At 52.4% G+C, this 12,000-nt stretch carries 9 protein-coding genes and 1 pseudogene; 1 reads left to right on the top strand and 9 read right to left on the bottom strand.

Annotated elements, in window-relative coordinates; genetic code table 11:
* Nucleotides 1-221: 221 nt before the first annotated feature.
* The 5 genes and pseudogenes from I656_RS04070 to I656_RS04085 all read right to left on the bottom strand — a co-directional run bounded on the left by I656_RS04070 (nt 222) and on the right by I656_RS04085 (nt 6,097).
* On the bottom strand, nt 222-1,541 hold the full coding sequence (locus I656_RS04070) for an ABC transporter substrate-binding protein (RefSeq protein ID WP_020756024.1): 1,320 nt from the start codon (nt 1,539-1,541) through the stop codon (nt 222-224).
* A 17-nt stretch (nt 1,542-1,558) separates the two neighbouring features.
* Nucleotides 1,559-2,371 carry a carbohydrate ABC transporter permease gene (locus I656_RS04075; RefSeq protein ID WP_020756023.1) on the bottom strand — a complete coding sequence of 271 codons (813 nt, stop codon included), beginning with the start codon at nt 2,369-2,371 and terminating at the stop codon, nt 1,559-1,561.
* A complete protein-coding gene (locus I656_RS04080; protein WP_020756022.1) occupies nt 2,368-3,312 on the bottom strand; it encodes a carbohydrate ABC transporter permease in 945 nt (314 codons plus the stop codon). Before I656_RS04080 ends, I656_RS04075 begins: the two co-directional genes overlap by 4 nt.
* Nucleotides 3,309-4,411, bottom strand: a pseudogene (locus I656_RS0116275) (ABC transporter ATP-binding protein). Before I656_RS0116275 ends, I656_RS04080 begins: the two are co-directional and overlap by 4 nt.
* Nucleotides 4,412-4,606: 195 nt before the next feature.
* A complete protein-coding gene (locus tag I656_RS04085) occupies nt 4,607-6,097 on the bottom strand; it encodes a peptide MFS transporter (RefSeq protein WP_033006228.1) in 1,491 nt (496 codons plus the stop codon).
* A gap of 399 nt (nt 6,098-6,496) precedes the next feature.
* Here I656_RS04085 and I656_RS0116270 point away from each other — a divergent pair, with 399 nt between their 5' ends.
* Nucleotides 6,497-7,021 carry a gamma carbonic anhydrase family protein gene (locus I656_RS0116270; RefSeq protein WP_033006227.1) on the top strand — a complete coding sequence of 175 codons (525 nt, stop codon included), beginning with the start codon at nt 6,497-6,499 and terminating at the stop codon, nt 7,019-7,021.
* A gap of 139 nt (nt 7,022-7,160) precedes the next feature.
* Here I656_RS0116270 and I656_RS0116265 read toward each other — a convergent pair whose 3' ends face one another.
* From I656_RS0116265 to I656_RS04100, 4 genes are all read right to left on the bottom strand, one after another.
* Entirely contained in the window at nt 7,161-8,165 is a 1,005-nt protein-coding gene (locus I656_RS0116265; RefSeq protein WP_020756015.1) for an alpha-ketoacid dehydrogenase subunit beta, read from the bottom strand.
* Nucleotides 8,166-8,257: 92 nt separating this feature from the next.
* Nucleotides 8,258-9,400, bottom strand: coding sequence for a Glu/Leu/Phe/Val dehydrogenase dimerization domain-containing protein (locus I656_RS04090; RefSeq protein ID WP_020756014.1), 1,143 nt, complete (start codon nt 9,398-9,400; stop codon nt 8,258-8,260).
* Nucleotides 9,401-9,705: 305 nt separating this feature from the next.
* Nucleotides 9,706-10,563 (bottom strand): phenylacetic acid degradation operon negative regulatory protein PaaX, encoded by an 858-nt coding sequence (gene paaX / locus I656_RS04095; protein WP_020756013.1) that lies wholly within the window; start codon nt 10,561-10,563, stop codon nt 9,706-9,708.
* A gap of 209 nt (nt 10,564-10,772) precedes the next feature.
* Nucleotides 10,773-11,984: a 3-oxoadipyl-CoA thiolase gene (locus I656_RS04100; protein WP_015375099.1), complete on the bottom strand. Its 1,212-nt coding sequence runs from the start codon at nt 11,982-11,984 to the stop codon at nt 10,773-10,775.
* Nucleotides 11,985-12,000 lie beyond the last annotated feature (16 nt).

The following is a 12,000-nucleotide window of genomic DNA, read 5'->3' as shown; positions in this document are numbered from 1 at the left end:
AAACTGTCGAACTCGGGTAGAATAACTTTCCGATCAACACGATTAGCGATGGCAATCTTTTTTGCCATCGCTAATCGTTCCGTATGACATTACACGTAAATGCCCTTGTCCATGCCTGGTCCTTGCAGAACCCTTCACTGATTAAGGAGATCGGTTTCCCGAACGAGCATTGGATTTGCCTATCCGGCAGCTCCACCTGGACGCTTGTCCGGTTGGTCAGGTCAGTTTCCGGCCTCCTGCAACACCCGATTTGTCTCTTCCGCCGCCTGATCGAGCGCGTTTTGCGGATCGATTCCTTCGTACAACCGTTCCATCGCTTTCACGACATGTTGCCGAGATTCAGGGAAGACGGTGATGAGCGCCCCTTGGGTAGCAGGGGTTGATTTTGTTTCATGCAGCTGATCCACCGTCACTTTTAATTGTGGGTATTTCGCCCACTCCTCTTTGACGAGCGGCTCATCGTACGCAGCCGGGTTAATGGCAAAATACCCTGTGCGCACATGCCACTCAGCTTGGACAGGAGCGGTTGTCAAGTATTTCATGAACTCCCACGCCGCTTTTTGCTCCTTTTCGCTGCTTCCTTTCATCATCCAGAGCGAAGCGCCGCCAATTACGACGCCTTGACGTTCCACGCCATCCGGGACAGGCAAATACGAAACGCCAACGTCAAATGGCGAGTTATCGATCAACGTTTTTACACCAGCGGACGAATCCAAATACATGGCGATTTTTCCTGCTTGGAAGGCGGCGCGCATGTCGTCCCAGTTTTGACCGGCGTTGTAAAACGTGCCGTCTCGGTACATGTCGCTGATCAGCTCAAATACGCGCTTCCCCTCATCTCCATTGAATACCGCTTTTGTCGCATCACTGCTCCGTCCATTGTTGTTGTTCACATACAGTCCGCCTTGTACGGCCACCATTTCTTCAAAAAACCAGCCGTAGTTCAAAATCGAGAATCCGTACCGTTCGGTTTCTTTTCCTTTTTTCTTTGTCAGCTTTTTCGCCGCTTCCTTCAACTCGCTATAGGTGAGAGGCGGTTTTTCCGGATCAAGCCCGGCTTCGCGGAACGCATCTTTGTTATAAATGAGTACAGGGGTGGATGAGTTAAATGGCATCGAGTAAATCCGCCCGTTCACGGTATAATAATTGACAATGTTTTTCTCCCATTGTGAGACATCATACTTGTCTTTATCGATCCACGTTTGCACTGGAACAATCTTTCCACTGTCGATCATATGCTTTGTTCCGACTTCAAACGTCTGCATGATCGTCGGGGCGTCTTTTGTCCCTGCTGCCGCATTCCATTTCGTCAGCGCCTCCTCATAGGTGCCTTGAAATACTGGCTTCACCTCAATCTCTGGATGGGTTTGGTTAAAATCAGCGACAATGTCATTTAAGACCGGCTCCAAATCCCCGCTCATCGAATGCCAAAACACCACTTCTGTTTTGCCTCCCGCCGCTTTGCCCGCATCTTCGCTTGAGCATCCCGCGGCAAATCCAATAAACATTAAAGCTAAGAAACTGGCTAAAACCTTTCTCATCTTGTTTCTCCTCCTCGCTATTGAATCGCTCCTTGCATAAGCCCTTTTCGCAATTGCTTCTGTCCAGCAAACAACAGCAACAAAGTTGGAAGCATCGCGATAACCGCCGCTGCCATAACGACGCCCCAGCTGCTGGCGATCTCTTGCGTCTGCAGCTGCTTGAGCCCGATCTGCACGGTGCGGACACGGTCATCGTTTGTAACGAGCAGCGGCCATAAATACATATTCCAAGCGTCCAAAAAACTGTAAACAGCCAGCGTCACCAAACTCGTTTTTGAAAGCGGCAGCACGACGCGGCAAAAAAAGCGGAAATTCCCCACCCCAGACAACTGCGCCGCCTCATACAGCTCGTGCGGAATTTGCTTAAACTGTTGCCGCAATAAAAAGATGCCAAATGCCATCGCCCAAAACGGCACGATGAGTCCTGCGTAATGGTTTGTCCAGCCAAGCGCTTGGATGGTCAAAAAATTTGGGATCACAGTCGCTTCCCACGGAACGAGCATCGTGGCAATGCACACGTAAAACCACCGATCCCGACCGGGAAAACGGAGAAACACAAAAGCGAAAGCGGCGAGACTTGACACGATGAGGCGCCCCACTGTAATCATGAAAGCCACAAAAAAGCTGTTCCATAAATATCTCCCAAGCGGAGCCTGTTGAAACGCGGCCTCATAATTGACCAATGTCCCCTTCTCAGGCCATAGGCGTCCTGACAAAATAGCGGCTCCATCCATCAAACTCATCAGAAGAGCATAAGCCACTGGAAACAAGATGACAACCGAGCATAGGCATAACAACACATAGTGAGCCGTTGCCCGCGCTATTTTCATTGGTAGTGCACCTTCCTCTCAGCAAACCGAAACTGCAAAAACGTGACGATGGCGATGATGAGAAAAAGGACAAGGGCTTGCGCGCTCGCGGAACCAAACTGATAGTTGACGAACGCTTCCCGGTAAATCGCGTAAACGAACACATTCGTAGCCTCCACCGGCCCGCCTTTCGTTAAAAAGTCAATTTGTCCAAACGTTTGCAGCGCTTGAATAAGCGAGACCGTCGTGACAAAAAACAACGTCGGCGACAACAGCGGCACAGTCACTGTCCACAACTGTCGCCAATAGCTCATTCCAGCGATGCGGGCGCTTTCGTACAAGGATGGATCGATGTTTTGCAGACCGGCCAGCAACAATAAAAAGGTCAGTCCGATATTCATCCAAATCGTCGCCGCCGCCACCGCATACAATGCCGTGTCCTGGTCAAGAAGCCATGAAACAGGAGTCCCGCCGATCGCAGACACCAAACGATTGATGATCCCGATCGCCGGATTGTACATAAACATCCAAATCACCGAAGCGACTCCCACGCTCATCCCCATCGTAGAGGCAAAAATCGTCCGAAAGATCCCGATTCCTTTCCGTGTTTCATGAGCGAGCAACGCTAAACCGAACGAAACGGCGACCGTCGTCGGGACAGTGAGCACCGCAAATAGAACCGTCGCCTTCAAACTATGCCAAAACGATGCATCTTGAAGAAGAGCAACAAAATGCGCCAAACCGACAAATTCCGTCGGGTGCCCTTGATAATCGGTGTGAAACACGCTTAAATACATCGTTCTCCCCAACGGGTAAAAGAGAAACACGCCAAACAGTAGGAGCGAAGGACAAAGATACACCATCCCTTCCAACCACGATTTTATTGCGGCCTGCCGCGCCTCCCGCTTCGTCCGGACCGACCATGACGCTGGGGAGGGAACCGTTGAAACACGCTCATTCATTGGTGAACCCGCACCTCCTCCCGCTTGATGGACGGGGCTCCAATTCGCTTTCCAGACGCATCGAAAAACAGGAAATCCTGCTCATCAAACGTCAATGGCACCACCTCTCCCAAGCGGATGCGCCATTGTCCATTCCATCGTGCTGTCCAATAAAGATTTTTTGCCAACTCAAACGTCACTAACGTTTCATTGCCGAGCCACTCGACATGGCTGACTTTGACGGCCATAGATTCTTCTCCTGATTCCGCCGGCTCAATATGTTCCGGCCGCAGTCCGACGATCACCCGTTCAGCCTTCGGCAAAGAACGACGCAGAAGATGGATGGGCCGCTCGTTTTGCAATAAGAGGGAATGGTTCAGCACATGCGCTTCCGCCAAATTCATCGGCGGTGTTCCGATAAATGAAGCGACAAACGTGTTATCTGGGCTATTGTATACATCAAGCGGACTGCCGATTTGTTGCGGACGGCCGTCATGCAAAATCATCATCCGGTCAGCATGGTCATCGCTTCCGTCTGATCGTGCGTGACATAAATCACAGTCATGCCGAGCTGACGTTGCAAACGTCGAAGCTCGCTCCTCATTTTCGCACGCAGCTTGGCATCTAAATTGGAGAGCGGTTCATCCATCAAACAAAGCGGAGTCTGCGCGACAATCGCTCGCCCTAAGGCAACGCGTTGACGCTGCCCCCCTGACAATTCCCGCGGCTTCCTATGCAGCACATCGGTCAATCCAAGCAATTCCGCCGCTTCCATGCAACGTTTCACTTGTTCTTCTTTCGGCACCTTTTGCGCCTGCAAGACAATCCGCATATTTTGCTCCACCGTCAAATGGGGATATAGCGCATAATTTTGAAAGACCATCGATAACCGGCGGGCGTGAGGGGGCCAATCATTCGCCACCTGCCCATCGATCAGCACATATCCTGATGTCAGCGGCTCAAGGCCAGCGATCATCCGCAAAATCGTGCTTTTGCCGCATCCCGATGGGCCAACAAGAACAAAAAACTCCCCTGATTCAATCGCGACATTCACATTCTCGACCGCGCTCTTTTTGCCTCCATACGATTTCGTCACCTCGACCAGCTCAAGAAACGCCATCCGCTTTTCTCCCCTTTCCTCTTTTTCTATTCCATCGTAATCCATTTTTGTAAACACCATCTGAACTTATTTTTTGATTTATGTAAATATTTTTTGAATAAAAAAAGAAGCTCTGCCAACACAGAGCATCCTGTCACAGATTTGTAATCTTTTGGATCATCTGTTTTCCCTGTTGATACAAACATCAGCGTGATATTAACGAACGCCCTTCATGAGCCGCTGAATGCTCGGGGCGAGCAAAAACAAGATGACGCTTAACACAACCGCCGCCCCGCCGATCGTGCCGAAATAGGCCGTTTCGTTTTCGGGTGTATAGAAGCGCACAAGCTGGGCGTTGATCGCTTGCGCGGCGGCGTTCGATAAAAACCAAAGGCTCATCGTTTGCGCTGAGAAAGCGGCAGGGGCAAGTTTCGTCGTCGCCGACAGGCCGACCGGCGACAGGCAAAGCTCCCCGAGCACGACGATGAAGTAGCTTAACACGAGCCAAATCGGATGGACAAGCCCTCCGCCGCTCAAATGCCCCGGCACGAGGATGACGATGAACGACAGGCCGGCGAACAACAAGCCGAGCGCGAATTTTTGCGGGATCGTCGGCTGCCGTTTGCCAAGCTTCACCCACATCCACGCGAACACCGGCGCTAAGAGGATGATAAACAACGGGTTCAGCGATTGGAACCAAGCCGGCGAAAGGTGAATGCCGGCGACATCCAACTGTGTCCGTTTATCCGCATAGTTCGCCAAAATCGTCGACCCTTGTTCTTGAATGGCCCAAAACATCGCTGAAGCGACGAACAACGGAATGTACGCGATCACGCGCGACCGCTCCTCCGCCGTCGTTTTCGGGCTGCGGTACATGACGACAAAATAGATGATCGGGATGATGATGCCTAAGATGCCGACAAGGGAAATAAACGTCTCCACAGTGAACCAGCCGCTCGGAATCAAGATGGCTAGCAGCACGGCAATCACGACCGCCCCTACGGCCATGATGGAAGCCGCTTTTTTCTTTTCCGCTGGCGTCAATGGATTCGGCACATACGTCCCGGCCAACCCGAGGTTTTTCTTTCTTGTCGCGACGAAGACAATCAATCCGAGAAACATCCCGACGGCCGCAAGTCCGAAGCCGAGGTGGAAGTTATACTTCATCCCCGCGGTGCCGACAACAAGCGGAGCCAAAAAGCCACCAAGGTTAATCCCCATGTAAAAAATGCTGAATCCAGCGTCGCGGCGGTCATCGCCAGGCTTGTACATATCGCCGACAATGCTCGACACGTTCGGTTTTAACAACCCGGTTCCCAAGACGATGAGCGCCATGGACACAAACAGCGCCGCCACCCCGCCCGGAATCGCCAGGGCGATATGACCGGCCATAATGAGAAGGCCGCCGTAAAAGACCGCGCGCGACGTGCCAAACACCCGGTCAGCAAGCCAACCGCCAATGATTCCGGACATGTACACAAGCGCCCCATAAATCGACATAATCGCGAGCGCCAGATGCTCATCAAGCCCGAGCCCGCCTTTCGATACTTCATAATACATGTAATACACTAAAATGGCGCGCATGCCGTAATACGAAAAGCGTTCCCAAAATTCCGTGAAAAAGAGCGTAAACAACCCTTTCGGATGGCCGAAAAAGCCGCGCTGGGGAACGCTGGCAGCGATTTGTTGCTTGTCAATGGATGACATAACCACTACTTACCTCCTTTAAATTCTTTTAATATAATAATTCATTATGTTTATATTGTCAAAAAAAATTTTGTATGATTTATAGTTAAGGTGAATAAAACAATAAATTAAGAAAAATAATATTATTTATAAAAAACATCCCTCGTTTCCGTTTTCTTCGTTATCGAAAACAACCTTTTTCCGCCTTTCGTTGACATGTATAATAACAGGGAATCGTCGTTTCCCCAACAGCACCATTTCCTCTTTTCCATCTCATCTGCATCTTTGTGTTCACCGCAATTGGCACATGAATCGATGCTTCTTCGAAAAAGATATCGTGCATTCCGCTTATTTCCGTCCCCGTGCAAAATGTGTTATACTGATCATGACACAGTTCACCAAATGAAGGGGGATGTGGGGATGCTATACCCGTATAACGGAAAACGTCCGAATGTTCATGAAACCGCATTCATTGCTCCGGGAGCCTATTTGATCGGAGACGTCACTGTCGGTCCGGAATCGACGATTTGGTTCAACGCGGTCCTGCGCGGAGATGAAGGGCCGATTACAATCGGCGCCCGAACGAGCATTCAAGACAATACGACCTGCCATTTGTACGAAGGGTCGCCGCTTGTCGTTGAAGATGAGGTGACGGTCGGGCATAATGTGATCCTTCATGGCTGCACGATCCGCAAACGGTCGATCATCGGCATGGGGTCGACGATTTTGGATGGAGCCGAAATCGGCGAAGAGTGCATCATCGGCGCCAACACGTTGATTCCGTCCGGCCAAAAGATTCCGCCCCGCTCGCTCGTTGTCGGCTCGCCTGGAAAAGTGGTGCGTGAACTGACGGACAAAGACCTTGCGCTCATCCAGCTGTCGATTGATACATACGTGCAAAAAGGAAAAGAGTATCGAAAACAGCTGGCCGATCATCGGGAGTAACATCAGCACCATCCCATCAACGAGATGGCTGCGCAAAAAACGATCGACGCGGCCGTCATACGGCTTATCGAAGAAAGAAAAAGAGCCAGCCGAAAAGGCATGGCTCTTTCTTTGCGCTTCCGATTCATGTCGGATGCAACTAGAAACGCATCACTTTTTCCATCGCGTGCAGCACGCGCGACGGCGTTGGCAAATAATCGTCTTCATAGGCGAAAAACGGAACCGGAACGTCAAATCCCGTCACCCGTTCGACTGGTGCATGTTGATAGAAAAACGATGTGTCATTGATGACGGCGAGAATGTCATTGGCTAACCCACCGGTCGCATGCGCTTCTTGGACAATGACGGCTCTTCCTGTCTTTTGCACCGACTCGGCAATCATATCTTTATCGAGCGGGTAAAGGGTGCGCAAGTCGATGACATCGGCATCAATCCCTTTTTTCGCCGCCTCTTCCGCCGCCTTCATGGCGACCGGCACCATAGCGCCCCAGGCGATGACGGTCACGTCGTCCCCTTCGCGAAGTTTTTTTCCTTTGCCAATTTCAATCGCATATTTTCCTTCCGGAACGTCCTCGCGAAACGCCCGATAGCTGCGCATCGGTTCCAAAAAGAGGACAGGGTCCGGGTCTTCAATCGCGGCAATCAGCAGCCCTTTGGCGTCGTACGGCGACGCGGGGCAGACGACTTTGATCCCCGGCATATGGGTAAACAGCGCTTCCGTGCTGTCGGAATGAATTTCCGGGGCCCGCACCCCTGCGCCGTACGGAGCGCGAATGACCAACGGTACGGCAAAATGCCCTCTCGTCCGTGACCGCATGCGCGCTGCATGGGTCATGATTTGTTCATAAGCTGGATAGACTGCTCTCGCTGGGTCAAGCGCTGCTGTATGTTCATCGAGAAGCAAAATGGACGGTTCGGTGAAGCTCGGCTTCAGTTTGATTCCTTGCTTTTCGGCCGCTTGTTTATTGATGACGAGCTTCAGCTTTTTCGGATATTCCGGCGTGACGCCGATCGTAACCGTTTTGTTCCCCTTCCCTTCTTCTTTTCCGCCATCGGTCGCCACCTTTTCCCCTCCGCTACATCCCGAGAGCACGAGAGCCCCAAACAAAACGGGAATGGCCAATCGTGACAACATCTGTTTCATGATCCTTCTCCCCCCACGACTTCTTCTACTTTGTATTTTGAATGATAATACGATTATTTATTTTCAGATAAATCTCTTCGCATGAATGCACGTTAATGACGAACATCCCACTTCGGCCGTTTTTGATGAGTGAAGAAATGGTTGCGGCGTTTGCGCTGCTCGAGCCGCTCTTCGCAAAACTGATTGGCCGCCTCGACCGTCGTTATGCCTTCCGAGTCGGCCCGCGCATAAATGGCGAGCAATGTATCGTAAATCGCTTTCGTTTTCGCCAACACCCTCTCTTTGTTCGCCCCGTACAGTTCATCGGCCACTTGAATGAGCCCGCCGGCGTTGACGATATAATCGGGGGCGTATACGATGCCTTTTTCCTTCAACATTCGGGCGTGGCGTTTGTCAGCCAGCTGATTGTTCGCCGAGCCGACGACCGCCCTCACCCACAACTCAGCGATCGTGTCATCGTTGATGACGCCGCCGAATGCGCACGGGATGAACACATCGGCTTCCACCCGGTAAATGTCGGTTCCATCCACCGGTTTCACGGACGCCCCGATTCGTTTGCCGTACGCAACAACCTCTTCGACTGCCGCTTCGTTTACATCGCACACGTACAGGTCCGCCCCTTCCTCAAGCAAGCGAAACGCCACTTTTTTTCCGACTTTTCCGAGCCCTTGGATGGCATACGTTTTGCCTTGCAAATGCCGGCTGCCAAACACCACCTGGTTTGTCGCTTGAATCCCGTACACGACGCCCTCGGCCGTCGGCACGGATGAGTCGCCGCTTCCGCCATACGCTTCCGGAACACCGACGATGCAATTCGTCTCTTTCATGGCGTGCACGAAATCATCCGGCGTCGTCCCCATATCGGTGCCTGTGTAAAACCGGCCGCCTAATGACTCGACAAACTGGCCGAACGCACGAAACAATTCCGGTGATTTGTCTTTGCGCGGGTCGCCGATGATCACCGCTTTGCCGCCGCCAAAATCGACATCTGCGGCCAAACATTTATACGTCATCCCTTTCGACAGCCGCAGCGCATCGGCAAGCGCCTCTTCCGTCGTGGCATACGGATGCATCCGGCAGCCGCCGAGCGCCGGCCCAAGCGCGGTGCTGTGAATGGCAATGATCGCCCTTAGGCCAGTCGCTTCATCGTGGCAAAACACGACCTGTTCGTGTTCGCGCATATGGAAAAACAAATCGAAGCTTTGCGACATGTTTGGCGATAACATGACCTTCATCGCGTCCCCTCTCCTTTGCTTTACTGCTTGAAAGCGTTTTCAAGTTAATATAACAAAAAAATATTATTACGTTATAATAACGTTATAATATTTTTATAGTAACGATGTTGGTTACCCGTGTCAACCCTCTGCCAACCCATTTTTCATCGCCAAAAAAAGACGCCGTTTGACAGGCGTCTTTCGTACATCAGCGAAACAGTTCGGACAACGATTGCCACTGCGTTTTCGCTTCCGTCATCACTATACCAAACGTTCCATAAACGGCAACCGGGATGCCCAGCTGCTGTTGCGCCGTGCATCCCGGTTCATTCCACGGAGGTCTCTTCCTCTTCTTTTTTGTCAAGCTCTGCCCCTTCTTGAAACACCGCTTCAAAGAAACGGCTGGCCGGTGCCGCTAGTTGTTGGTAATAGTCGTTGAACAAGGCGGCGGCATGGCTTCCCATCCACTCGTTCGGCAGCAGCTCTTCCGGCAAGCCAGGGTCGATGAACAAAAACTTCCGGTACTCGTGGACGAGCTTCGTTCGCTCGACAAAACAGTCCGCATCCGACATTTCGCCGCGCTCAATTTTATGTTTGTCAATGACATATTTTTGACTGTAGACCGCAATAAACTGCTCGTATTTTTGGTTGATCTCGTCCAAGTTCCAGCACGTTTCCACAAGCCGTTTGTTCGTATGCGGACCGTCGTATTCGGCGAGGAAAAAATCGACGTACGGGCGGATGTCATACTTGTCGATCAAGTCGTATACTTGCTGCTTCAAATCATTCGGTGAAATCCAGCAGCTGTTGGAAATCGTGCCGAACCCGCTCCAAACAAGCTCCTTTCGCAGTTCGTCGCGCAAATGCCGCTTCTCCTCAGGAATCGTATAGATCAAGATCCGCCATTTCCCGTCCCAATGCTCGGGACGCGTTTTGTAAATGCGCCGCGCCGCCTCCTCCATCCGCTTGACGCCGCGCGCCGTAAGGGAATAGTAGCTTTTATTGCCGCGTTTTTCTGCCTGAATCCATCCTTGCTTGCTCATGCGCGACACCGCTGCCCGCACCGCTTGGTCGTTATGGCCGAATTCGCGAAGGAGGCGGATGAGGCTCCCGATCCAAATTTCACCGCCGTAGCGGCGGATGTAGTCGCCGTAAATGGTAAAAATGAGTGAGCGCGTATTCATCCAATGAAACTCCCTTTATCTTGTTTTCGAACTATAATCGTAACAAACTTTTCTCACGCTGGCAAGACGGACGAAAAACAAACGGAATAAAAAAGAGCCGCACCGCTAAAAAGCAGGCGGCTCTCAGCGGCGCGCCAACGGGCGGCCGCAGCCCGGTCCGGCGTCATTTCGCCAAGCCGCCGCGACAAGGCCAACCTGGCGAAATACTCTCACCGTTCGTCTGCGTTTTTCACAATGGTGGCGATTCCTTGGCCGACGCCAATGCACATCGTCGCCAAGCCATAGGCGACGCCGCGTTTTCGCATTTCGTAAATCAATGTCGTCAAAATGCGGGCGCCGCTCGCCCCAAGCGGATGGCCGAGGGCGATCGCTCCCCCGTTGACGTTCACTTTCGACCGGTCGAGCTCTAGCTGGCGAATGCACTCTAGCGCCTGTGAGGCGAACGCTTCGTTCAGCTCGACAAGCCCGATGTCGTCAAGCGACAACCCGGCGCGGCGCAACGCTTTGCGCGTCGCAAAAACCGGGCCGATTCCCATGACGGCCGGTTCAACGCCGGCGACCGCTGAAGTGACATAGGCAGCCAGCGGCTTGAGCCCGAGTTCTTTTGCCTTTTCGGCGCTCATTAACAAAAGCGCCGCCGCCCCGTCGTTAATGCCGGACGAGTTGCCGGCTGTCACCGTGCCGTTTTCAAACAACGGCGGTAGCTTCGCCAGCTTCTCCAACGTCGTATCCGGACGCGGATGCTCGTCTTTATCGACGACAACGCGGTTGCCTTTTCGATCGTGGTATACAACCGGCACGAGTTCATCCGCAAACCGATTCGTTTCGATCGCTTGTTTCGCTTTCATTTGGCTTTCATAGGCAAACTCATCTTGCGCCTCGCGCGTCACGCCGAACCGCTTCGCCACGTTTTCCGCCGTCTGCGGCATGCTGTCGGTGCCGTACATTTCGTGCATTTTCGGATTGATAAAGCGCCAGCCAATCGTCGTATCGTACATCTCGATGTTGCCGCGCGGGAAATCGCTTGCCGGTTTCGGCATGACAAACGGAGCGCGCGTCATGCTTTCCACGCCGCCCGCGATCATGATATCCGCCTCTCCAGCCAAAATCGCCCGCGCCGCATAATTGACCGCATCAAGCCCTGAACCGCACAGCCGGTTGACCGTCACCCCTGCGACTTCAATGGGCAGCCCGGCCAACAGCGCCGCCATGCGGGCGACGTTGCGGTTGTCCTCGCCGGCTTGGTTGGCGTTGCCAAAAACGACATCATCAATTTGTTCGACCGGCAAACCCGGATTTCGCTCGATAAGCGCCCGGATGACAACAGCCGCCAAATCATCCGGCCTGACGTCTTTCAACGCGCCCTTGTAGCGGCCAATCGGTGTGCGCACCGCATCGACAATCACAACTTCTCTGTTCATATTCTCCCCCATCCTT

This window comes from Geobacillus sp. WSUCF1 (assembly GCF_000422025.1).
Lineage (GTDB): Bacteria > Bacillota > Bacilli > Bacillales > Anoxybacillaceae > Geobacillus > Geobacillus zalihae.
This window is presented reverse-complemented; position numbering and strand designations above follow the sequence as displayed.